Annotated in this window: 20 protein-coding genes and 2 pseudogenes; 15 read left to right on the top strand and 7 right to left on the bottom strand. The window is 46.9% G+C overall.

What is annotated here, in order from left to right; all coding sequences use genetic code 11:
• Positions 1–215 precede the first annotated feature (215 nt).
• On the top strand, positions 216–1,709 hold the full coding sequence (locus ACYVIL_RS16595; RefSeq protein ID WP_013785955.1) for an IS4 family transposase: 1,494 nt from the start codon (positions 216–218) through the stop codon (positions 1,707–1,709).
• Positions 1,710–1,748: 39 nt separating this feature from the next.
• Positions 1,749–2,480 (top strand): annotated as a pseudogene (istB, locus tag ACYVIL_RS16590) (IS21-like element helper ATPase IstB); the annotation flags it as partial.
• A gap of 78 nt (positions 2,481–2,558) precedes the next feature.
• Here istB and ACYVIL_RS16585 read toward each other — a convergent pair.
• Entirely contained in the window at positions 2,559–3,131 is a 573-nt protein-coding gene (locus ACYVIL_RS16585) for a hypothetical protein (protein WP_001167481.1), read from the bottom strand.
• 288 nt (positions 3,132–3,419) lie between these two features.
• Between ACYVIL_RS16585 and traL the strand changes: the two genes are divergently transcribed.
• The 6 genes from traL to traA all read left to right on the top strand — a co-directional run bounded on the left by traL (position 3,420) and on the right by traA (position 7,526).
• Complete coding sequence (gene traL / locus ACYVIL_RS16580) at positions 3,420–3,701, top strand: type IV conjugative transfer system protein TraL (protein ID WP_000433891.1); 282 nt, start codon at positions 3,420–3,422, stop codon at positions 3,699–3,701.
• Positions 3,698–4,324 (top strand): TraE/TraK family type IV conjugative transfer system protein, encoded by a 627-nt coding sequence (locus ACYVIL_RS16575; protein ID WP_460313554.1) that lies wholly within the window; start codon positions 3,698–3,700, stop codon positions 4,322–4,324. The genes traL and ACYVIL_RS16575 overlap by 4 nt, the downstream gene beginning before the upstream one ends.
• Positions 4,308–5,204: a hypothetical protein gene (locus ACYVIL_RS16570; RefSeq protein ID WP_460313597.1), complete on the top strand. Its 897-nt coding sequence runs from the start codon at positions 4,308–4,310 to the stop codon at positions 5,202–5,204. The genes ACYVIL_RS16575 and ACYVIL_RS16570 overlap by 17 nt, the downstream gene beginning before the upstream one ends.
• Before the next feature lie 2 nt (positions 5,205–5,206).
• The gene (locus tag ACYVIL_RS16565; RefSeq protein WP_239361016.1) at positions 5,207–6,496 is read left to right on the top strand and encodes a TraB/VirB10 family protein; all 1,290 of its coding nucleotides are present in this window, start codon (positions 5,207–5,209) and stop codon (positions 6,494–6,496) included.
• 74 nt (positions 6,497–6,570) lie between these two features.
• Positions 6,571–7,143, top strand: a complete 573-nt coding sequence (gene traV / locus ACYVIL_RS16560) for a type IV conjugative transfer system lipoprotein TraV (RefSeq protein WP_001944091.1) — start codon at positions 6,571–6,573, stop codon at positions 7,141–7,143.
• A complete protein-coding gene (gene traA / locus ACYVIL_RS16555) occupies positions 7,140–7,526 on the top strand; it encodes a TraA family conjugative transfer protein (RefSeq protein WP_000180225.1) in 387 nt (128 codons plus the stop codon). Before traV ends, traA begins: the two co-directional genes overlap by 4 nt.
• A 49-nt stretch (positions 7,527–7,575) precedes the next feature.
• Here the strand turns inward: traA and ACYVIL_RS16550 are convergent, their stop codons facing one another.
• From ACYVIL_RS16550 to ACYVIL_RS16535, 4 genes are all read right to left on the bottom strand, one after another.
• Positions 7,576–8,073 carry a GNAT family N-acetyltransferase gene (locus ACYVIL_RS16550; RefSeq protein WP_460313551.1) on the bottom strand — a complete coding sequence of 166 codons (498 nt, stop codon included), beginning with the start codon at positions 8,071–8,073 and terminating at the stop codon, positions 7,576–7,578.
• Positions 8,064–8,330 carry a type II toxin-antitoxin system TacA family antitoxin gene (locus ACYVIL_RS16545; protein ID WP_032481064.1) on the bottom strand — a complete coding sequence of 89 codons (267 nt, stop codon included), beginning with the start codon at positions 8,328–8,330 and terminating at the stop codon, positions 8,064–8,066. The genes ACYVIL_RS16550 and ACYVIL_RS16545 overlap by 10 nt, the downstream gene beginning before the upstream one ends.
• Positions 8,331–8,485: 155 nt before the next feature.
• Positions 8,486–9,022, bottom strand: coding sequence for a type IV toxin-antitoxin system AbiEi family antitoxin (gene abiEi / locus ACYVIL_RS16540; protein ID WP_460313548.1), 537 nt, complete (start codon positions 9,020–9,022; stop codon positions 8,486–8,488).
• A 404-nt stretch (positions 9,023–9,426) separates the two neighbouring features.
• Entirely contained in the window at positions 9,427–10,386 is a 960-nt protein-coding gene (locus ACYVIL_RS16535) for an Abi family protein (RefSeq protein WP_460313546.1), read from the bottom strand.
• Between the two features lie 341 nt (positions 10,387–10,727).
• On the opposite strand from ACYVIL_RS16535, the gene ACYVIL_RS16530 reads away from it, so the two are divergent.
• From ACYVIL_RS16530 to traN, 7 genes and pseudogenes are all read left to right on the top strand, one after another.
• Entirely contained in the window at positions 10,728–11,420 is a 693-nt protein-coding gene (locus ACYVIL_RS16530; protein ID WP_001228924.1) for a DsbC family protein, read from the top strand.
• 54 nt (positions 11,421–11,474) lie between these two features.
• Positions 11,475–13,457: pseudogene (traC, locus tag ACYVIL_RS16525) on the top strand (type IV secretion system protein TraC); the annotation flags it as partial.
• Positions 13,450–13,797 (top strand): plasmid-related protein, encoded by a 348-nt coding sequence (locus ACYVIL_RS16520; protein WP_419440339.1) that lies wholly within the window; start codon positions 13,450–13,452, stop codon positions 13,795–13,797. The pseudogene traC and the gene ACYVIL_RS16520, both read left to right, overlap by 8 nt.
• Positions 13,781–14,293 (top strand): S26 family signal peptidase, encoded by a 513-nt coding sequence (locus ACYVIL_RS16515; RefSeq protein WP_460313542.1) that lies wholly within the window; start codon positions 13,781–13,783, stop codon positions 14,291–14,293. The genes ACYVIL_RS16520 and ACYVIL_RS16515 overlap by 17 nt, the downstream gene beginning before the upstream one ends.
• 10 nt (positions 14,294–14,303) lie before the next feature.
• On the top strand, positions 14,304–15,428 hold the full coding sequence (locus tag ACYVIL_RS16510; protein WP_460313540.1) for a TrbC family F-type conjugative pilus assembly protein: 1,125 nt from the start codon (positions 14,304–14,306) through the stop codon (positions 15,426–15,428).
• 31 nt (positions 15,429–15,459) lie between these two features.
• Complete coding sequence (locus tag ACYVIL_RS16505) at positions 15,460–16,440, top strand: TraU family protein (RefSeq protein ID WP_460313538.1); 981 nt, start codon at positions 15,460–15,462, stop codon at positions 16,438–16,440.
• 2 nt (positions 16,441–16,442) lie between these two features.
• Positions 16,443–20,135 (top strand): conjugal transfer protein TraN, encoded by a 3,693-nt coding sequence (gene traN, locus ACYVIL_RS16500; RefSeq protein WP_460313537.1) that lies wholly within the window; start codon positions 16,443–16,445, stop codon positions 20,133–20,135.
• A gap of 319 nt (positions 20,136–20,454) precedes the next feature.
• Here traN and ileS read toward each other — a convergent pair whose 3' ends face one another.
• Complete coding sequence (ileS, locus tag ACYVIL_RS16495) at positions 20,455–23,601, bottom strand: isoleucine--tRNA ligase (protein WP_215941805.1); 3,147 nt, start codon at positions 23,599–23,601, stop codon at positions 20,455–20,457.
• 371 nt (positions 23,602–23,972) lie between these two features.
• Positions 23,973–24,369, bottom strand: a 397-nt coding sequence (locus tag ACYVIL_RS16490; protein ID WP_460313534.1) for a hypothetical protein, incomplete at its 5' end; no start/stop codon positions are given.

The raw sequence follows: 24,369 nt of genomic DNA, 5'->3' as shown, positions 1-24,369 counted from the left end.
TCACGGATTCAGGTACAAGTTAAGATAAACTAATGCCTGAGTCAGTGTGTTAATGGTAATAAAAAAAATAAATATATGAATTTAATACTCAAGTTTCGGGGTTCAAAAACAGCAGAAATTATAGCTTAAGTTACTGAATAGTATAAATAAAAATAGCCTTTTCGTGGTATAATGTTAGTTGTCTAGACATAACAAATACAACTCAAAGGCTACACATGAATTCTGACACAAGCTCTTCTGTTTTGCCATCACTCACCGCTGAGTATTTAAGCCGCCACGATGTTCAAGTGGATAATCTGTTTAGCAAAGCATGGCAGCGCATCGGTTTTAATCGACTGCTGAAACAAGCGCGGTTTTCAAAGCGTTCAGGATCACCCGTCAGTGATGTAGTGTACCTTTTACTGCTTTGGGTCTGGCTCAAAGCAGACTCAATTGCGATGTTTTCAAGGGAGTCGTTACAAAGCTTCTCGATCACTAAGAGGGATGCCCTTTATGATCTTCTTAATCGGGAGGATCTGGATTGGCGCAAGTTGCACCTTCAAACAGCGAAGACCGTCATCAGTATGACTGACCACAGCACCATACGCGCCTATGTTGTTGATGATTCAGTTAAAACACGGCGCGGTAAAACCATGCCAGGCATCTCCAGCCACTTTGATCACCTCAACGGTCGTTGTGTGATGGGGCAGCAAATCCTGACCCTAGGACTGGCGACTGAAAAGCAATTTATCCCTTTAGATAGCGAGCTTTATATCAGTCGAGTGAAAGCACAACCACTCACCAAAGCATTTGCGGATGGTCGTAGTATCGTAGCAAAACGCTATCGTGATGCGCAGTCAATGAGTAAGCCGGAGATGATCCACCGCATGATTAAGCGAGCCGCGCGGTCCGACATTCATGCGCAATATTTTTTAGCTGATTCATGGTTTGCCAGTAAGTCCATACTGGCCTTTATGGACGCGCAATCGTTAGTCTCCATTGTCCGCATGAAGAAAAATAAGACGCGCTATCGCACTATGGATAACACCTCGGCTCTAGCAACAGCGGCTGAGCTTTACCAACACCACATCAAAGGCCAATGGCAGAAGATTAAGGGTAGACCATACCAGTCTAAGGCGATCACCGTTGAGTTGAATCTAGCAAAAAGCATCAAAGAGCCTGATCACTGGATCAAGGTCAAGCTGTTGTTTGTTCGTGGTGTCAACGAAGAAAAACAGCGCGCTGGAAAGCATGATTGGGCCTTGTTTTTATCCACCGACACTCACCTCAGTGATGAGAGAATACTCGAAATCTATGCGTTGCGCTGGGGCATCGAAGTGTACTTTAAGGAAGCGAAACAAAAGCTTGGGTTCCTCAAAGAGCAAAGTACACATTACAGTGCTTATATCGCGTCCATCCATTTAACGGCGCTGCGATTCTGCTTGCTGCTACTGACTCAACACGAGGAAGGTGCCGCTAGACTGAGTGATAGTCGTAACGACATGATCAACAGTCTGTGCACCTTAGATTTTGCTAGCCGACTCTGGGTTATCTTTAGAGCACTGATATCGGGAGCGCTTGATGAGCTCAGCAAGCTATACGGAGTCAGCGCCGCACAAGAGATCATGAACCAAATAGACAAAACGGTTCAGGAGTTCTTTATGCAAGTCATGCAAATGGATACCTTCACGCTGAGGCTAGAAGCCAAATCTATTGGTGATGAGTGCTGATTTTAGGCTAAACTGAACTCCGAAACTTGAGTTAATAAAACACGCACTCAGCTAAACAGTTTGCGATTAACCGGTATGGCTGAGGCTCTGTCTCAGCAGTGTGATCAACCCAATACCTATGAGGAGCTGAGCTTTCTCGAACGACTCGCACTCTTGGTTAATCATGAAATCACAACCCGAGATAACCGTAAAATTGCACGCCTGTTACAACAAGCCAAACTCCGAATCAATGCCCAACCATCAGACATTGATTACCAAACCAAGCGTGGTTTAAACAAAAGCACCGTCGCACAGCTATTGCAGTTTGACTGGGTTAAGCAGCATCGAAATATTCTGATTGAAGGGCCAACAGGCACAGGCAAAACATTCCTGGCCTGCGCCATGGGGCAAACTGCTTGTGAACAAGGAATCTCCGTGCGCTACTACCGGGCCAGCAGACTACTTGAAATGCTCACGATCGCACACGGTGACGGTAGCTTTGGTAAAGTGCTTTTACAGTTGCGGAAAACTGAAATCCTGATCATAGATGACTGGGGATTGGACGCCCTAAAGCGGCAGCAAAGAATGGACTTAATGGAAGTGATTGAAGACCGGCACGGAATCGGATCGACAATCATTACTAGCCAACTTCCAACCAATCATTGGCATGAAACTATTGGCGATCCAACACTTGCTGACGCCATCTTAGATAGGCTTTTACACAACGCCTATAAAATTAGTTTGAAAGGAGAATCCATGCGTAAAAAACAAGCGAATCTTGACCAACTGTGAACACTTAAGGTAAAAGTGCCGCATCTGCAAGAATAAGGGGTGGAAGTGTTCACGCTAAGCAAAAATCAGCGTTCATAGTTATAAAAATACGCACTCGTCTTCAGCAGGCAAATGGTAAGTATCAATAAGGTGGCCTTGAAGCCAAATATATTGAGGCATCCAAAACGAGTACTGTCGTATAAGAGCCAATACTTCTTTTAACGGTTTGTTTGCATGAGGCTCGGCAATACGAAAGTACATGAATGAGCAATAATCTCGAAAATACTCATGAAGCTCTGAATCCGATAGCGTTTCTTTTAGCGGCCTGTTTTGTTCGTCGTCCTCATCAGGGGAATTGGCATAAATTTCAAATAGCTGCTTTTCAGTGAGCATCTCCAAGAAGTGGTCTTCAATTAAAACCCCATCACTGGTATCGACGTCCATACCATCTTTGACATCAAAAGCCATGACACATCCAGAAGATAACGCCACTTCTGATGGTTTCAGTAAGTCATTAGCTAGCACAACTTGATGCCAATGATTAAAACCAGCAGATACTGCAACTTCATCGAGTGCTTGAGTGTGTGGAATGGATTTTTCACGTTTAAGCTTTCGTGCTTTTTGCTTTAAACGTTCAACCGAGGCAGAGGAAATGATTTTAGTAATTTGCATTGAGTTTCTCCTATTAGCGAATACGGTGCCCACTGCCGAGGTCGCAGAAAAAACCTAAGCAAAAAATAAATTTGATATGCATGTCGTCCCGTCCGGGTTTGCTAAAGTGGGCAGCTGGTCTCGACACGACCAATAACCCCATCATATCAACCGCATCAAAAAGATCAATTGTTAGTATTGTCTGAGTAGAACCCTCAAAACCTTCAAGAATTCGGCATCTAGCTGACCACTGAACCTGCCAATCCCAAGGCATCCTTCACTTCTCAATTCAAACAACGAGGAGTGACTATGGAACCTGTGAGTATTCCGTCCTATATCGATGACCCGCCGCACTTCCTGCTTTGGAGTGCCGACGAGATGGCTCCCATTCTGTTGGGGCTAGTGATCGGCATTTTTACCGGTAATGCCTTGGTTTTATGCCTGTTGGGGTTGGTGACAACCAAGCTCTATCGGCGTTTTCGTGATGGTCGCCCGGATGGTTTTATTCTTCACGCCATCTACTGGGCCGGACTGTTGCCAACCAAAGCCAAGACGATCCCTAACCCATTTATCAGGAGCTATCTGCCGTGAAGTTCGACGTGTTTTTAAAATCATGGCAAGGCACGCAATTAGAGAACCGATGGCAACGGTTCCTGATTGCGGTGCTGGTGCTATCTAACTTGCTGCTTGCGGTTGCGGCATTTTCTCGCAATACCGTGGTAGCCATTCAACCGCCAACCTTGTCTGAAACGGCTGAAGTGTCACGAAACCAGGCTACTCAGCCTTACTTGGAATCCTGGGGGCTCTACCTAGCTGAGATTATGGGCAACGTGACGCCGGGCAATGTGTCTTTTATCCGGGTTGCTATCGAGCCGCTACTTTCACCTGCGGTGTACCAGCAAGTGGTCGATGCACTGGAGATTCAGGCAAGACAGATCCGTGAAGACCGAGTCACGCTCAAATTCCAACCCAGACAAGTGGAGTATGAGTATGAAACCGGCCATGTCTTTGTGACCGGTTATTCCTTGGTCTCTGGACCATCTGGAGATGAGCAGCGCCAAACTCGCACCTATGAGTTTGATATCGATATTGAGCAATACCGTCCAAAACTTAGCTGGATGGATACGTATGAGGGGCAAGCTAGAACGAAGCGAGTTCGTGAAAAGTTGACCCAAGAGCAAAACCGGAGGGTGAATGATGCGAACCAAAATTAGTCGATGGATGACACCAAGCTTAATCGCAATTAGCCTGAGTGGCGTTCTGTTATCACAAGCGTCGTATGCAGACGTGGAATTGCCGATTGTGCCAGCCAGTGTGATGAAGCAGTCTGCTACTGCAAATCCACCGATTCAAAGCAATTCGGTTGCAGCGGATACGCCAACAACGCTACTGATGACACCGGGGGTTAATGAACTGATCCCTGTAGCACTTGGTCATCTGAATCGAATTGTGACGCCGTTTGAATCGCCTCAGGTGAGAACAACCAGTGATGCTCAGACGCAAATCAAGGGGAATGTTGTATATGTAGCCACGGACAAAGAATCACCGGTTTCACTTTACATCACTCCGCCTGGTCAGGAAGCGCCCGCGTTATCTGTCACCTTAGTGCCTCGTCGTATTCCACCGCGTGAAATCACCTTAGCTATTGATGGTCAGCAGTGGCCTATTAAGGGCGTCGTGAACCGAAAAGCCGCCACTTGGGAAACGGCTCAGCCATACGTCGATAGCCTACGTGATTTACTCAAACGCCTTGCACTAAATGAGTTACCACAAGGCTATGACATCCGTTTAGCTGGCCAAACTGACACAAGCCCGAAATGTTTTCAGCCTGGCTTAAAGTTTGGTTTTAAGCAGGGGCAAATTGTGACGGGACATTACTTCACCGTCTATGTAGGACTGGTTGAAAGCTTTGCCGATGAGCCGCTAGAAGCCAGTGAAATAGCCTGTCATGCACCAGATATAGTGGCAAGCGCCTACTGGCCTCGCAATATCTTGTTGCCGGGTGAAAAGACTGAGTTGTATGTGGTTGTTCGCAATCATCGTGAAGAAGCGGTGGAAAGTCAGCGACCTTCGCTTCTTGTGGGAGGTAAGTAACGATGAAAGCACAATGGGAACAAATGAGCCCGAACATGAAGCGGGGTCTATCGGTTGCTGGTATTGCTGGTGGTCTCATCCTGATGGTGATGGCGTTTTCACCTAATCCTGACGATGGCTCAAGCAGTCGGAACAGGCAGGAAACGATCCGGCACATTCTTACGGATACCAATACTCGTGATGTTGGGGTCGATAGTTTGGCTGCGAACGTAAAACTACTCAGTGAGCGCAATGAACAGTTACGTCGTGAAGTTGAGCGCTTGCGTCGTGACGTTGATTCAGGGCGGCTAAGCCCAGGTTCGCCTTCTATACCAAGTGAGATCAATGCGGAGCTGGCCCGCCTTAGAGCGGAGCTTGATGATGTTCGCGCTGGAGGTGATTCAGTAGCTGAAGGCACAAATAGCCGTTTTGAAGTGCCTTTATCTGCCATGGAATTACCTAAGGACGAAAAGCCACTGCCGTCTAACCCAGACGACTATTTTGCCAATGCGCCGCTGCCAGATCCGCTCTATCAGCAGCCAGCCAGTGGCCAAGGTTCACGAGCACGGGATGTTCCATTGCCGCCAATCACGATTCGTATGATTGAGCCTGAAGTGGTTGCTGAACCAGAGGTTGTTGTGCAAGAAGCGCCGCCTTTGTATTTACCGGCGGGCAGCATCATCTCAGGTACTTTGATCACAGGTTTGGACGCACCTACTCACGAGTCTGCAAGACGTGAACCTTTTCCTGCATTGCTGAGGATTCAAAAGGAAGCCATTTTACCCAACCGATTTAGAGCGGATATCAAAGAGTGTTTCTTGATCGCCGCAGGTTACGGTGATTTGAGCTCTGAGCGTGCCTATTTGCGAGGCGAGACCATTTCATGTGTGAGAGAAGATGGTGGCGTCATTGAAACGCGACTGGATTCTTATGCCGTGGGTGAAGACGGCAAAGCCGGTATTCGTGGCCGATTAGTGTCGAAACAAGGCCAGCTGGTGGCCAAATCGATGATGGCCGGATTCCTTCAGGGCTTGGCTGGCGCATTTGATGTGAATCCTGTACCAACGATTCAGACGGGTAATGCCGGTGATACTCAGCTGTACCAGCAAGTCATGAGCCAAGAAGCATTACAAGGCGCTGCGATTAAAGGCACAGGTAAAGCATTGGATCGAGTGGCCAAGTTCTATTTGGACATGGCTGAAAATATGTTCCCAGTCATAGAGGTAGACGCTGCAAGGAAAATTGAAGTCATCGTCACTCGTGGGGCCTCATTGTCATTGGCCACTTCACAAGGGGGAGGTGCAAGAAGATGAAAAAATCCTGCATGTTGCTAACCGATCGAAGTCCGTTTCAGACAATAAGATGTGTATCCAGAGGAGAGTTAACCATGACGACATCAATGCAGAACAACCCAAAGCACCAGTCAAAACAGTGGTCTAAAGCTGGATTACTTTTATTGGCAGTCGGCTCAACCTTATTGTCTGGCTGTAGTTCATTGGGTCTTGGGAGTAGTGAATATGGATGCCCAGGTATGCCTGACGGTGTGCGCTGTTTATCCGCTCGTGAAGTCTATGAGCTTACCAGTAATGGCGCTGCACCCAAGACGATTGATGCTGTGGCGACTCGAATTGGTTCTCCCTCTGGGTATTCACAATCTGATTTAGAGACAGGACTGCTGAGCCATCCAGCATTACCTGAGACGCAGCAGTCTGCACCTATTCGCATTCCTTCAAGGGTGATGCGAATTTGGATTGCGCCTTGGGAGGATGACCGTGGAGATCTGAATTTATCCAGCTACGTGTTTACCGAAATTGAACCGCGCCGGTGGGATATTGGGGTGTCAGCACCTCGAACGGTTTCGCCAGTGCTACGTCCACTTCAGACTCAAAGCGATTCAGCCTCAGCGGGAGCTGATGGTAAGCGCGATAACTTGAGTATCTACGGAGAAACTAACGAATGACAAATGCAGTTCGCACCATTCAAACTCAGCGCCTAATGACTATTGGTGCGCTTGGTTTAATGGCGTTAATGATTTCGGAGCCCTCATTTGCGGGCACCGGTGGTGATGCTTTCACTGATGTGTGGGATACCCTAAAAGATTGGACCCAAGGTACTTTGGGACGGATCGTAGCGGGAGCCATGGTTCTGGTGGGTATTGTGGGCGGTATCGCTCGCCAAAGCTTGATGGCTTTTGCCTTGGGCATTGGTGGCGGTATGGGTCTCTACAATACACCAACAGTCGTTGAAAGTGTTATGTCTGCAACTTTACCTGTCGTTGCCAGCACTCAAGAAGTCATTGGCACAACAGTTCCAGCAATCAGCGCCGTCTTACTGGGCACCTGATAATATTGACGGCTTCTCTTGTGAAAGGGGAGCCGTCATCTCAGTCTAACTACAATGATTTTTCGATATCGCAGATCCTTGCCATGAGTACTAAAGGATCAAACGTCGATTCTTTGAAGCCAAATTTCTTGTAGAACGTTTGCGCACTACCATCAATAGCATGGACTAAGATTCCTGCTCCACCGACAGCGTTCATTGCTTGTACTGAGCGAATGATACAATCTTTTAAAAGACCTGCCGCAATGCCTTGACCTTGATAGGCGTTATCTACACCAAGCCTGGCTAGAATCACCATGGGAATGGGATCAGGACTATTTCTTCTTAATGAACTGAAAGCTTGCTCTCTGGAAACTGATCCCATGGCAATGGCATAGTAACCAACCACTTGATGAGTATCAGTGTCATTGACCACATACACTCTCGCGGTTCCCCGCTTTTGACTTTTTAACGCCTGTTTTCTTAACCAGGTATCGAGTTCTTCGATGCCACATTGAAAGGCGCTAACCTGGTGCTCATCAGCGAGTAGTGTTGGTGCGCTTATTCCCAAGGCGCTTTCCTTTTAAACAGATCTTTCATGCCTTCAAGAGTCTGTGGATTTGCACGAAGTTCGTTATCAAACGCTTCAAAAGCCTTTGCTTCAAGAACAAAATCCCGCTGTTCTGCCAGTATACTATGCGCTTCATTGAGCGCTGCCTGCTGAATGAATACAGTTCTATCGACTTTTTTTAAACTTGCTGCGGCATCGATAATGTCTCTTACCGATGGCAATACTCGCATGTTGATAGGCGCTGTTTTTGTAGCCATGATATCATCCTCTGTATATCTAATTAATACACAGTTTAAACGGTTTTCGCGTGTAGTCAACAGATATACGTTATCTTTTGGGGTCTGTGATAGGGAAAAGCGGTTGTAGTTGGCTGGATGAAATTTGCTTGGCAGAGCGCCCCAAGAGCAGTTGTTCAACTATTATGCAAAGCATCGTCGTTAACTAGATGGGTATTTCTGCCAACTCGTTTTAGGTCTCTGTATGCAGTTTGTTTCGTTGCTAACCTAAGTGGTCTGCCAACTAAACTGGTATTTTCTAAAATGTTTATCGGATTTCGCTTTGTATGCGTAAATTCAATTGTACCCAAAGGTGTTTTGAATTCACCGGAACGTCCCGTTGTCATAACAGTTAACCTGTCTACTGGAATTTGCGAAATAACACCATAATCAGAAAGTGCAGACTCCAAGCTAATGTAGTTATATTCCCCACGTCGAATAGTTTTAGCAATTTGCTCCAACGTATCGCTGCCTTTCGACTGCGCAAAATTTAATAAGTACACACCATTAATCATTCGAGTTAGCAAGCCATCGTCTTGCAAACGTTTAACTCCTGCACGCAATGCTCGTTCATTATCTTGATGAAAGATTTTGGCCAGATCTGAATTAGTAAAAACACAGCGACCACGCTTGTCATATTCTAAGAGCTTTTTAATTGCCTCAGCCTTTCTCACAATACGCCTCTAGTTGTCAAGGATGACACTTAAACATGTCATGAGTGTAGACTTAGCTTTAGTAGGATACAAGTTTACAAGAATGACATCAAAAAATGTCAAATATGTTGACTTGGTTTCTAGGGGGGGATTAAAAGGACTTGGTTAGTTTAAAGTGTGATAAATTTTAACACCCAGGGTGTGAAAAAACGGGCTCAGATAAACCGGTTGGCTAGCAACGGCGCTTCTGCCATCGCTTGTAGGCGATAAAAGTGTTATGTCTGCAACTTTACCTGTTGTTGCCAGCACTCAAGAAGTTATTGGCACAACTGTTCCAGCAATCAGCGCCGTTTTACTGGGCACCTGATAAACTCAAAAGAGGCCTTTAAAAGGTTTGGGTCTACAAAGTCACTGCTTTGTGGACCTTATTTTTTATCAGGATTGGCTTTTTTGATCAGTCTTGGTGGGTAAATCTGTTTAACTTCAAGCACAATGCTCCTCCCTTTATGTACGCCTTTAGGTGATGTTGTTAGTTCATAAAGCCCAGAGACGGAACCATTTTCTTTATGACGTTTTGAAAGTTCATGTTTCAACTTGTTGACTTTTAGTTTGGTTGGATTTGTTCCCTGAAAATGGCTCAATGCCTCAAGAGAACATAGTTGTCTTATGTGATCTATGATGCCCATACCAACAATAAAATCATACCGTTCAAAGCTCATCCACATTAAACTCTCTGCAATCAGACCAACGTATTCGTTTAAGCGGATGATGCTTTCTTCCGGGGTCGTAGGACCTAAGCGAATAATATTTCCACCACCGTCAACAGTATCACGTATTTTCCAGATGGGTTCATAGTGGCCAACCCTGTTTCTAAAGTCCTTTATAAATTTAAATCGATGATGTAATGCGGTCCTTGTTGCGTTCGTGCTTTTTGCATTTGGGAACACTTTTGGAATCAACGTTGGCCAAAGTTTGGTATTTTTCACTGGGTCATCGTAGTTTTGCGTAAGTAAATTAACCCAAAAGCCAAAGCTCAAAGATGCTACAACGGTATCTGAAGATGGTCTGGGAGTAATTGGTGTTTTACGATCTTTTTTCAGGTATTGCTTCTCAGCCTCTTTTTTTGCAGAGGGAAGTTTCTTCATTAAAAACCATTCTTTGTTACCACTGAAATGGCCGGAAGCAGCTGAATGAATTGAATTTCGTAAAGTAATTTCAGTCGCCTGAAGAAGGGGGTAAAATGCTGTTGATAAGGACTTATTCCAAAGATACGTTCCAAGAGCTTCAGCATCATTTTGACAGCTGAAGTATGTGCGGTAGGTGTCCAATCGGGACTTCGAAAGCGTTACCTCTAGTGCGTTGATGAACGCTTGATCTACTTGCAAATCTTTATCTCCAATCCTATACTGTGTCTGTAAGTCCTAGATACACCCCCTCCGAGCATCGGCTCGTGATATGGCTCTAGGGCAGAATCTGACTAGAAATTGCTTTAAAATCATAGGTTTTTTGGCGAAATCTAGAAGAATTTGAAGAGGCTGCTGAAAGGCGGCCTTTTTCATTTCTGCTCGTTATAAGCTGTACACTGTTTATTCCTCCTAATTCTAACAGTTATTTCCAAATAGTTAAGCACCCTAGCAAGGCATCCAATTCTTCAATCTATCTAACCGAGTCCACATAGGACAACTGCATAGACTGGAGCCTCGATTTACATTAACGAGGACTCCTCATGCGAAAACTATCTCCAATTATTCTGGCGCTTGCGCTGTCTCCTTTGGTTCAAGCTGAACCTGTGTCTGAAGTGTCGCCCGTTGGCAAAATTGACGGCATGGTTTCTTTGCCTGTCACGGGTATGAAAGCGGTCGAAAGCAATGGCCGTATTGTTTTCATGTCAGACAGTGGCCGGTTCGTCATTGATGGCACGCTCTATGATGCCTGGTCCAAAAAGCCGCTTACCAGCCTTGAAGAAATTCGTGAAGCGGGGAACACGCTGGACTTAAGTCGTCTTGGCTTAAAAATGGATGATTTGAATCCACTGACGCTGGGTGAAGGCAAAAAGAAAGTGGTGGTCTTTGTTGACCCACGATGCCCGCACTGCCATGAGCTTTTGAAACAAGCCCTACCGTTAACCAAAGAATACACCTTCCAAATACTCCCTGTGCCAGTGCTTGGTCCTGATTCAGAGCGTCAGGTTCGCCAGCTTGGCTGTGCGCGTGACAAAAAAGCGGCCACCGATGCATTGCTGAATGGCCGGATTGGTAACCTAGAACAGGATGATGCCTGCAACTTAGAACCAATGCAGCGTACCTTGGTGACGGCTCAAATCCTGGGCATTCAAGGTGTGCCTTTCATCGTCGCCAATGATGGTCGCATCAGCCGAGGCCGTCCTTATGATCTTTCTGCTTGGTTGGAGGGGCGTTAATGAAAGCCTCTCTGTATTCACGGCAACGCGCTTCAGAGCTCTTGCCAGTATTGGCCTATTCCGACGGAGCGTGAGTTGAGTCGAGCATCCGCGCTTCGGGCTTCTTTCTCGCAAGCGCTGGCAACGGTTGGTTTTCGCGTCACTGAGATGACTGACCGAAATTGGCTCGCAGCATTAAGTGCGCAGCTTAACTGGGGAAAAGATGCTTCTTGGCGCAATCCATCACCAATCCGCAGTGAGGCAGATAAACCACTTAGGGAGCAAGTGTTGGATTATGACCGAGCTATCAAGGTGGAAAGCCAAGGTCTGATGCTGGGTGATTACCGAGTTAAAACCTTATCTTTTAAGCGCTTGCCTGAGCGGATCTGGTTTGGTCATGCCGCAAGTTTTGCGGGCGATATGATGACGGGCAGTCGCGGTTTACGCGGAAGCTTTTTGCTGAATGTCACCATTCACTTTCCCTCAGCCGAGGCGATGCGATCTCGTCTAGAGACGAAGCGTCAATGGGCGGTCAATCAGGCCTATGGCCCGATGCTCAAGTTTGTGCCGGTGCTTGCAGCCAAGAAAAAGGGATTTGATGTTCTTTTTGAAGCTTTGCAAGAAGGTGATCGTCCTATTCGGGCAAATATGACCTTAACGCTGTTTTCACCAACGGAAGAAGCGTCCATCAGCTCTGTTTCAAATGCTCGAACCTATTTCAAAGAACTCGGATTTGAGCTGATGGAAGACAAGTACTTCTGTTTGCCCATTTTTCTGAATGCCCTGCCATTTGGTGCCGACCGCCAGGCGATGAACGACTTGTTTCGATTCAAGACTATGGCGACACGGCATGTGATCCCTCTGTTGCCTTTGTTTGCGGATTGGAAAGGCACTGGCACGCCGGTGATTAACTTTGTTTCCCGTAATGGTCAGATCATGAGTGTGTCCCTTTATGACTCGGGCAGTAATTACAACTGTTGCATCGCGGCGCAATCGGGGTCGGGCAAGTCTTTCCTGGTGAACGAAATCATCTCCTCCTACTTATCTGAAGGCGGGCAATGCTGGGTGATTGATGTTGGCCGCTCTTATGAAAAGCTGTGTGAAGTTTATGACGGAGAGTTCTTACAGTTCGGGCGGGATAGTGGCATTTGCTTAAACCCGTTTGAAATCGTTGAGGACTATGACGAAGAAGCGGATGTACTGGTTGGATTATTGGCCGCAATGGCCGCACCTACGCAGTCATTAACCGATTTTCAGATGGCCAACCTAAAGCGTCAGACCCGTGAACTGTGGGAGAAAAAAGGTCGTGCCATGTTGGTTGATGATGTGGCAGCGGCTTTAAAAAATCATGAAGACCGACGTGTGCAGGACGTGGGTGAGCAGCTCTATCCGTTTACGACACAGGGCGAATATGGCCGCTTCTTTAATGGCCACAACAATATTCGCTTCAAAAACCGTTTCACCGTTCTGGAGTTAGAAGAGCTTAAGGGGCGTAAGCATCTACAACAAGTAGTGTTGCTTCAGCTTATCTACCAAATCCAACAAGAGATGTACTTAGGTGAGCGGGATCGTCGCAAGATTGTGTTCATTGACGAAGCTTGGGATCTGCTGACTCAAGGTGATGTCGGTAAGTTCATTGAGACGGGTTACCGTCGATTTCGAAAATATGGCGGCAGTGCTGTAACGGTAACGCAGTCGGTCAACGATTTGTATGACAGCCCAACAGGTAAAGCCATCGCTGAAAACTCGGCCAATATGTACCTGCTTGGCCAAAAAGCTGAAACCATCAACGCGCTCAAAAAAGAAGGCCGCTTGCCACTAGGTGAAGGCGGCTATGAATACCTGAAAACGGTTCATACCGTCACTGGTGTCTATTCCGAAATTTTCTTTATTACCGAAATGGGCACCGGGATTGGCCGCCTCATTGTCGATCCGTTTCACAAGCTGTTGTACTCGTCCCGTGCAGAAGATGTAAACGCGATTAAACAGTTAACGCGCAAAGGCCTTTCTGTTGCTGATGCCATCTCTCAGTTGTTGAAGGAGCGAGGCTATGAATAAGACCACGCTTTGGCCATTTATGGCCTCTATTACTTTGTCTATTGCTGGTAGCGGTTTAATGACCAGCTGGCTCTTAATGAAAACACTCGAACCCATCCACAGCCAGTTGGCGTTAAGTACGCCCATTGCAGTCGTCGATTTTGGGGAGACGGTGTTGTCACTGGGCCCCAATGCCAGCGAACAAGACATCGAATCCAGGTTGCTTCAGACCAATCAGCAAATTGAAAAGTTAAAAGCAGCCGGTTTTATCGTGCTGGATGCCCAAGCGGTGGTGGGTGCAGATGATTCTGTATTCGTGCCAGTAGGATCAAAGGAGGTGTCTCATGCAGATACTCCGTAAAAGAATGCCTTGGCGGCCATATCTCATCCGTTTGACCATTCTCGCGTTAATCATGGCTTTGGTAGGCACCTACGCCATGATGCGCTACCGAATAGGTATTGATACCCAGCAAGAGCGCTGCCTGCCTGATACCACGTTGTATCTGATTGACCTATGGAATAAAGAGCCCGTTAAGGATGGTTTGTATGCCTTCCACTCAAAAGGACTCGCTCCGTTATATAACGACGGTACTCGGATGCTGAAACGCCTAACAGGGATGCCTGGGGATGAAGTCAAGGTGACTCCAGAGCATGTTCTGGTGAATGGTACTGAAGTCTCAATCGGCATGGCATTAGCCCAGCGTCTTGGTGTAGCTGAAGCAGAATTTAGCCGCTCATTGACGCTGCAAGAAAACGAATATTGGTTTTCCGGCGAGGCTGCAACGAGTTTCGACTCCCGCTATTGGAATGCCGTTAAGCGCGAGCAGATTGTTGGTCGCGCTTGGCCGCTTTGGTAGGAGGTGGAAGATGAGAAGACTATGCCTCTTATTTTTGTTGGTTGCGCCATTGGCTTTTAGTCAAGTGTCCTGGGCACAAGAGCCTTATCCGTTGTCTGACGAGGACAAAAAGATCGTCGAAATGAGCCGCAGCATTTTACAAAGTGCTGTGGATGGTTCATCTGAATTTATTGAGCCTTTTGCACCGGTTGAACAACCTGTGTCGCTCAAACACAGCGATGAATGGTTGATATTTGCGTCGTCCTCACTGGGGGATTCCTCACTGAAGCAGCTATTTAAAGAGGCCAGTGCTACCGGCGCTATTGTGTTGTTTCGGGGAATTCCTGAAGGAAAGACCTTGGGGGCGGCTATCCGTGATTGGCATATGCTGATGACGGGGCTTGATCCTGTTCCTCAGGTTCGAATTGATCCGAAAGCCTTTGTGCACTGGCGGGTGACTAGCGTGCCTGCCATTTTCCGTATAGAAGATGACAAGGTGATTGCAAGTGCACTAGGGGTTTACAGCAAGGACTGGTTGCAGCGTCAAATTGAAACAGGCAATACCGGTTCATTGGGTCAACGCGGTCCAATTCATTCGATTTTAGAACCGGATTTGATGCAAGTGGCGATGCAGCGTTTACAGTCGCTTGACCTGGGCGCGTTAAAGAAAAAAGCCATTGAGCGCTTCTGGTCTCGCCAAACATTTACTGACTTAGCCAAAGCCACGCAGTATCGGATAAGAACGGTTGATCCAACCATCGTCATGCAGCGGCCACTATTGGATGCCAATGGCCGAACATTGATCCCAGCAGGAACGCGTATTAACCCGCTCAAAGCCTTGCCATTTACTCAGCAGCTCGTGGTGTTTAATGCGTCGAACGCTGAAGAAGTGGACGCAGTAGCGCATTGGCTTGAGACGCAAGATAGGACACTGCGCCGCATTACGCTTATCACTTCGCAGCTCGACCGTGCCCAAGGCTGGAATCGCCTCAATGCGCTCGAAAAGACATTGAACAGTCCGGTTTACCTTCTCAATGCCTCGCTAAAGCAGCGCTTTGATCTGCAAGTCACCCCTTCGTTTGTTCAAGCAAAGGGACTCGCGTTTGAAATAGAAGAAATTCCAGCAAAGGAGCTTGTTCATGCAAAAGCTCAATAATACGAATCGTCTGTTGCGGACTCTCGTTGTCATGTTTGTCCTAAGCGCATCTATTCCTGCAAAAGCCGAATTGACCTGCCCAGACGCTGGGTTATTGTCCGGCAAGTTGCTGACGGATGTTTGCTGGTCATGCATTTTTCCTATCCGGGTTGCCGGTCTTCCTCTTGGCTCTGGCAATGTCCCAAGCGGCGCATCAAACAAGTCGTTTTGCTTATGTGAAGACAACTTAGGTGTGCCAAGGCCAGGTATTGTTACCAGCATGTGGGAGCCAGCGCGTCTGATTGAACTGGTCAGAACGCCGGGTTGTTCGCCTTCCCTGGGAGGGGTTCGTTTACCGTTAGGTGATAGACGACTGCAAGGTGGTCATGGCGAGGGTGAATACGACACCGGTGATCTCGCTTTCTACCATTACCATTATTACGCCTTTCCGCTTTTGGTCATGCTCGATTTGTTCATGGATGGCAATTGCAATGCCGATGGTTACATGGACTTTGACTTGATGTATTTGTCGGAATTGGACCCAACATGGCTGAACGATGAACTGGCCTTTTTTACTCAGCCTGAAGCGGCTGCCGTTGCCAATCCATTGGCTATATCTGCTTGTACCGCTGACGCTGCTTCATCAACGCTTGGTAAACCCATCGACCAGTTGTTTTGGTGTGCTGGCAGTTGGGGCCATCTCTATCCCTTATCTGGCCACACCTTAGCCTTTGGCTCATTAGCAGAAAACACCAGCCATTTAGCAGCGCGAGCAATCGCGGCGCAACACAGGCGTGGTCTTGCAAGGCGAACAATGGGGAACAGTGCGCTATGCCGACCTGTTATCGAACCCATGCTGCCGAAATCCCAATACAAGATGAGTATGTTCTTCCCTGTACCGGAAACTGAAAGTGCGCATGTCATCGGTGAAAGCACCATGAAATGGGGAGAGTGGCGAACGATCCCCGGTGCCGGTGAAGATGCGCTCTACATTTTGTGGCGCTGGCAAGACTGCTGTAACTCGGGAGGTTAACTATGAAACCAACATTTTTTACCCGAGTGTTAGCGGGTATTTTATCTATCACTATGGCGTGCTTGCCCTTACATGGTGTGGCCGCTGATATGCAGCGCCAATCCGGCCTAAGCGGACAACAGGAAGGTAAGCAATTGCTGCAAAACTGGACGATGCCCGCACTCAATGGCAATACATTGTCGGTGCCGAATGGCAGTGGTAATGAGACGATTAACTTGCAAGAGCTTTTCCCTGGTATGGATCAGGGCTCATTGGATGTCTTAACGGGCGTTTATGGCTCTGATGCCAATATGAATCAATTGGGGACACAGCGCCAAGAGAGCATGGCATCCGAAAGTGGCGCTACGGGTGAGGCGTTTCGCTCGCTACAGCAAATCCAAGACCGGTCTCGGCCAGATATGGTCAATGATCCGCTTTGGGCATTAACTGATGCGGTTCAAACTGACCCAAATCTATTAACGCAAAGCTTCCCAGGCTGTGAGTCTCAAGGTGAAGGAAGCCCAAACTACCAGCAATGTGACAGGCTCAATACAGCGGTTAACAGCTGCACTATTACTCACGATTACACGGCAGGCATTATTGAGCATGTTTCTGGACCGATGAACCTTCGCTCTTGTGGTGAGGGGTGTCTTGAAGTTTGGATAGGACGTATTGGCGACAACTACTGGAGTGGTAGTTGTAAAGTGTTTGAACAGGCCATCACACTCAAAGTCGTGAACCCCGATGCGATTACCTCAGCCGTTCTTGAGTACGCCAAATGGGATGACTACATGCAAGTTTGGCTTGGCGATCAGAAAGTCTGGTCTGGGCCGAACAATAACTTTCCACCAGAAACGGTAGGTCGCTGCGAGCTCAGTACCAGTTGGGAACGCAATCCTAATACTGACCTCACCGCCAAGCTAAAAGCGGTAGAGCCCGGTTTAGAAGTGCCAGTCAAAATTCGCGTATCGGTAACGGGTAGTGGTGAGGGGTATGCACGCATTAAGGTGCGCTTTGATCCAACCAAGGTGGTGATGAATGATAGTTGGTCGCCACAATCCTGTATCGAACAAGCAGCGGATATCCCGACGAAGTTTTCAGACTACAGTATTCAATGCACGGATCAGCCGTCTTCAACCAACGGATGTACGGTGGTCAATGGTGTTTCAGTTTGTGAATCCTACTTTGCCCCAAGCCCAGTGGCTGGCATATCGCCTTTGTGTCGGCGTGTTCAAGTGAGTGTGGATGATGAAAGCTATAAGGGGATTGAAAATCAGGCCTGCCAAGTGCTTGAAGCGAATCCTTCCTGTGGATTCATGTCGTCAGAATGTGCCGAGACCAATGATAAAGGTGAATGCATTCGTTTTACCGATACCTATGACTGTGGATTGCAAACCAGCGATCCAAAGTGTGTGGTATCCAACCTTATGCCAAGTAGTTTTGAAGCCTGTGAGCCTACTCAGACGATTACGCCATTTACTGAAACCAAGCATGTACCGGATTACCAGGTGTGCGAGAAGATCAGCACGCTAACTCAGTGTCAGTTAGAGCGACGTGTATCCGCTGAAACCCATCAACAAAGCTGGTCCATTGAGCGCGGTTGCTTTAGCTCCGAAACGCTCAGTTTTGTTCCTCAGCACAGTAACACCATGCAAACTGGAAACGCGACGCTGAGTATTTTTGATAATCAAAATACTGAGATAAAAATCACCGAGTCGCCATCCAAGGCAAATGGTTGGAAAACGACACTCTCATTGACGGGCAATAAGGAGACGGTGACTGAGACGAAACCGTCCATTAAGTACCCTGAAATGACGTGTCCAAAAGGAACCTTGGTTGGCTCATTGTGCAAGGTCGTTAATGGGTCAATTATTTCGTGGCATGAACCGCAGGAAGTCACGCGTTCCAGATGCGAGTCCGGCTGGAACAAAGTCGATTTCGATACTTGCAGCCGAGAAGTTCAGAAGTGTTCGGCTCCTGCGAAACTGAGAGCTTCCTTGACCTTCTCCGGCAAGTACTTAGAGCAAGACGTTGTTCATCAATCAAGTGATCCGGGCATAGACCAATGCTTGATGCAAACGGATCAGTTTACAGCCGTGCAGTGGCAGTGTTTGGATACGGGCACAAAACGAATCGACGGGTTAACGGTTGGTAGTGGCGAGTTGGCCAATCTTGGGAGCCTTTATCCAGCGGTTGTTTCGTCTCCTGCTCATTTAACCAGTCGCGGCAGCTCTGATGGATTAGGGCTCTCATGCTGGAGGGCAAGAGCAACCTACAATGCTTCGACTGCTCATCCAGAGTTCAACATGGGCAGCTCAGATAGCTGGGTAGATGCCAATGGTAATACACAAACCATCGTCAATAACGGACAAAACACGACCACCAATACGTGTGCCGCGCTAGAGCAAAACCCTGCCTGCCAGTATGTCAGAACCGAATGCACTGAAGGCGGGGCTGGTCATGAAGGCTTCTGTTATATCCAAAGTTTGGTGTATGACTGCGGACAAAGCGTTGAAGTGCAAAATGCTCGAATGGAAACTCAATACAACTGTGAGGGGCCAGTTCGCTGTATGGGCACAGATTGTTTAGTGCCAGAGTCAATCAAGCAGGCTAACTTTGCAGAAGCAGCTGCGATGCTTAATGCGGCGCAGTTTATGACCAATGATATGTCATGTACGGGCGCTGATGGCCAAGATAACGTCGAGTGTACGGTCTTTAAAGGTAATGCTGGCCAGTGCAAAAAAGCCGTTGGTGGCATAGTGGATTGCTGTGAAAAGCCAAGTGGCGTGTCGTTATCGGATTACATCACGATGATAGTGGCGGTTAACAAGCTTGATACGGCAGTCATGGCCATGAATCCGTCTTCGGCAATCTATGGTTCGTGGAATACGCTCAGGGAACCAATCACCAGTACCTGGAGTGCGGTCAAAGAGCCTTTTGTGTCAGCATGGGACTCTCTCATGGGAGCTGGGCCATCAACGGCTGCTGGCGCGGGAGCGGAGCAAGCTGCGACTGGCTTCATGCAGGTGTTGACCAACAAAACGGCTGAATGGGTAGGTACGACCTTTGGTTCGGGGGCGCAATCGGCACTGTTTAGCAACGTTGGTGGCGCGGTTGGAGCCGATGGTGTTGTTTCGGGTGGTAACTTTGCCCTAGGGGGCGCTGCGGGCGCGGTTCTGAGTACGGTTATGACGGCCTACATGATTTATTCAGTCACCATGATCCTCATTCAGCTTATCTGGAAATGTGAGCAGAGTGAGTTTGAAATGAATGCCAAGCGGGTATTGAAGAGTTGCCACTATGTAGGTTCTTACTGCAAGTCTAAGTTCTTAGGTGCCTGTGTTGAGAAACGACAATCATATTGTTGCTTTACTTCGCCGCTTTCACGGATCATTCAAGAACAAGTTCGTCCGCAATTGGGACTTGGCTGGGGCAGTGCCAAGTCACCAAACTGTGAAGGTTTGACCGCGAGTCAGTTAAACCGGGTAGATTGGAGCCAAGTCAATCTGGATGAATGGATAGGTATCTTATCGATAACAGGCAACTTACCCGAAGTACCGTCACTGGATCTGGAAAGACTCACCGGCTCAGGAAGTACGCTAAGCGTTGATGGAAACCGTCAAAGTGCCGCAGACAGAGCCATTGAACGGCTAAACGGAATGGATGCCCAGAAATTACGTCAGGAGGCGACAGAAGAAATTTCGGGGAATAATTAAGTGTAAGCACGTCCTTCTAAAATATCTGCATCAATAATGTTCCATGTTGGTTACTTTAAAGCATTTTTTCCACTATAAAGTAACCATATCTGCACTTTGTAATTGCGGCTTGAACATGCTTCAGCTAACTCGGTTTTGCCCCAAACCTTCTTAGCCCCAACGAACTGACTACCTGACCAGTACAGCAGTAGACCAAATTAATCTAATCTGTACTTTGGGAACTTATACAGAACCTTTCCGTAGTTCTACCCCGAAATTCTCTATCGATTCATTGAAAGGCGGCGTTATTGCAAACGCCGCACTTTTTCGGTTGTAGACGCTAGTCAACTTTGATTTTTGCGACTGAAATACTGACTGCTCCCATCTCTAAAATGTACTGTTCACCTGTATTTGCAGGTAACTGAAAATCCACACGTGTAGCTAAAGTCTCTGCCTGCAAATATCTTAAGTACTTTTCTATCCAATTTCTTACGTGATCTGATGTGTTCATAGACACCGAAATCTTATCCGTCACACCAAAACCGGAGGACTTTCTCAGTTTCTGAATACGGCTCACAACTTCTCGAATCATCCCTTCTGCAACCAACTCTTCTGTGAGTTTAGGTTCAAACTCCATAGAGATATAACGGTTAGAAACCGCGTTTACCCCCTCCTTCGCCTTTCTGTAGATGACAATGTCTTCTTCTGAAAAACGTTGTCCATCAATGTCCAGAAACCCAACTTGCTGAAGTTGATCAATATCAGTCGGTACAAGGTTAGCAATCAGATTGGCATAGTGTTTCATTTGCTTACCCAGACGTTTTCCCAGTGCTGGATAGTTTGCCTTCGCGTAAAGGTCGATAAATTTTCCTTCCTCTGTACTAAAACTTAAGGACTTAAAGTTAAGCTCCGCTTTTATGTAATCAGACAAACGTCGAATGTCATCCAACACTGTCTTATCTCGGTGCAATACCGTTGCCTGGCTCAAAGGTGTTTTGAGCTTTACTTTAATATCATTTCTCATTTGTCGGCCCATGATGATCAGATGTTGAAAACTCCGGACACTTGTCTCGAGCTCGGGCAACTTGAGCTCCCTGACTGTTTGAGGATAACGACGCAAATGCACCGATAATGGTCTTTCTGCATTCTCGTCATACTCTTTGAGCTGTTGATAGATGAATTCCGACAAGAAAGGGGTAAACGGTGCCATTAACGTCGTAAACGTGTCTAGACAATAATATAAGGTGGCGTAAGCACTCTCTTTATCCTTATTCATATCAGGTTGCCAATAGCGAGCACGGTTCAGGCGAATATACCAATTGGTTAAGTCTTCCATGAACTCAAACAGAGCTGGTACCACTTCATACAAATGGTACGCCTGCATTTCAGCGTTCACTTTCTCTTTCAGACTTTCCAAACGAGAAACAATCCACCGATCAAGTACGTTCCTTGTCGGCGCTGAGTCATCAACTTTCCACCCGTCGATATCAGCATAGGTTTTAAAGAACTTAAATCCGTTATACCAAGGCAGCAGCACCTGTCTGACCATTTCTTGAACGCCTTTGTCAGAAAATTTCTGTTCTTCGGCTTTAACCAGACCAGAATTGATCAGATACAATCGCAACGCATCGGCACCATACTGTTCCATTAGGATATCGGGAGCCGTGTAGTTTTTTAGCCGCTTAGACATTTTCTTACCGTCTTCCGCCATCACAATGCCATTAACAATGACATTAGTGAAAGCGGGTTTGCCGAACAGACACTCGCTCAAAACCTGTAAGGTATAGAACCACCCTCGAGTCTGATCTACCCCTTCGGCGATAAATGATGCAGGAAAACTTGCTTCAAACTCTTGCTTGTTCTCGAATGGATAATGAACCTGCGCATAAGGCATTGAGCCTGACTCAAACCAACAATCAAAGACTTCCGGTATCCTTCGATACACACCATCCTCTCCGGCTAAAGTAAAAGTCAAATGGTCGATATGATCCCTATGCAAGTCTTCAATTTGAGCCCCGGTTAAAGACGTCAGCTCTTCGATAGACCCGACACAGTATGGTTTATCTGTCACATCGTTTATCCAGATAGGCAGTGGCGTCCCCCAATATCGATTTCTTGAAACCGCCCAATCAATCGCATTTTCCAGCCATTTGCCCATTCGACCCTGCTGAATATGTTCTGGCACCCATTTGATCTTGTTGTTGTTTTCAACAAGTTTGTCTCTCAGTTGAGTTACACCGATATACCATGAAGGTACCGTTCGATAGATGATTGGCGTATCAGAGCGAGGGCAAAAGGGATAACTGTGCATTAACGTGTCATGCCGATACAACAGCCCTCGTTCCTTAATGGTCTGAATTATCGATTTATCAGCATCTTTCACATAAACGCGGGCAAAATCACTCACTTCACTAGTAAAGCGGCCTCGGCTATCCAGTGGACACACACTCACCTCGATACCGTTTTCACGGCAGACTCGTTGATCTTCCTCACCAAAAGCGGGGGCCATATGGACAATGCCGGTGCCACTTTCCTGCGATACAAAAGTATCCGCGAGGACTTTAAACGCACCTTTAGCTTTGTGCTGTACAAAGTAAGGAAAGATAGGCGTATAGGATTTACTTGCTAGATCTGAACCCTTAGTGGTAGCGAGCACTTCGACCGAACGTCCCTTAGAAAAACTCTCTAATAACTCTTTAGCAATCCAGAACTTTTTACCCACAGACTGGTCAAGCACCTTAACGTAATCAAAGTCAGGATTTACGCAGAGCGCAAGATTAGAAGGTAGAGTCCAAGGTGTCGTTGTCCAAGCTGCCAAATAGCAATCTTCGTCTTCTAGTTTAAACAATACTGAGATAGCGGGGTCTTGAACATCTTTGTAGTTCGATGTAGCCTCAAAATTCGATAACACGGTTTCGAGTTCAGTTGAATAAGCAACAACCTTTTCCCCCTGATAAACCAGGCCTTTATCCCACAACTGTTTGAACACCCACCATACGGATTCCATATACCAGGGTTCCAGAGTTCGATAATCATTATCGAAATCTACCCAACGGCCAAGGCGGGTTATTGTTTTCTCCCACTCCTGTGTATACCGCTGAACGATACCACGGCATTCGTCGTTATATTTAGCGATACCAAACTTCTCTACCGCTTCCTTAGCAGACATCCCCAATGATTTGTCTATCTCATGTTCGATAGGAAGACCATGACAATCCCATCCAAATCGCCTTTCGACGTAATGTCCGAGCATCGTTTGATAACGAGGGATGATGTCTTTGATAGTGGATGCAACTAAATGACCGTGATGGGGTAACCCTGTGGCAAAGGGAGGACCATCGTAAAATACGAACTTAGGTTTATCTTTTGACTGCTCTAGAGATGCCTGGAATACGCTGTGCGTTTCCCAGAATTGCAACATGTCATGTTCAGCATCCACAAAAGAAAAACTTGTTGATGGAGATGCCTGTTTTTGTTTAGAACTCATATTTACCTCTTAACTTAAGATCCTAAGAGGTAAGTACAAAAAACCCGCCTCTTAGGCGGGTTTTAAAATTTAGTTGCACTAACTATCCCACCATTTCTTAAGAAATGATGATGATAATTCGTTGGAAGTTAGGCGTAATATTCATAAGTATAGTTTCGCACTTGCCGCTTTGTTTGTCAATCAGTGTATAAGTGAATTGGTCCACATTCATGTCTGTTTAGCGCATGGTTTGCAATATCAGAGGTGAACCGAACAGTCAGATTGTGTTTTAGTTTGTAACTCGGTTTTGTCCAAAACTGTGTTACAAAATCCATAACACTAAATTTTGAAGAGCCCCTTCGAGAGGGGCTGGTTGATGGGAGCCTAGTTGGCTAGTTGGCGGGGTTATCTGTTTCCTCTTCAGTGATATCGTCATCGGTTGAAGGCACCGCTTGCTCAACTTCTGCTTCTTTACCCTTAGCTTGGGCTGATTTTCGTGCTCGAATTTCGATATCAATAATGCGTCGTGCAAGTTTGATAATGCGCTGTTGCCATGCGTAGTTGCCATCAACGCGTTGCTTGTTGCTAAGCACGCTAGACAACCAGAGAGTGTCCATTGAGATCATTAACGCATCGAGTTTGCGCACTAAGCCGACAAACTGGCCAACCTGAGGCGAGCTTATTTTGGCGTTGAAGGTAATCGGGTCGGTGTAGTCAGGTACTTCATCGATACCGTTGGACTCCATCAATTTGTCTAAACGAGCTTGTTCGTTGTCTACCGCCTTAGCG

The organism is Aliiglaciecola aliphaticivorans (assembly GCF_054782055.1).
The sequence above is the reverse complement of the archived record's forward strand: the minus strand, read 5'-3'. Positions and strand labels throughout refer to the sequence as shown.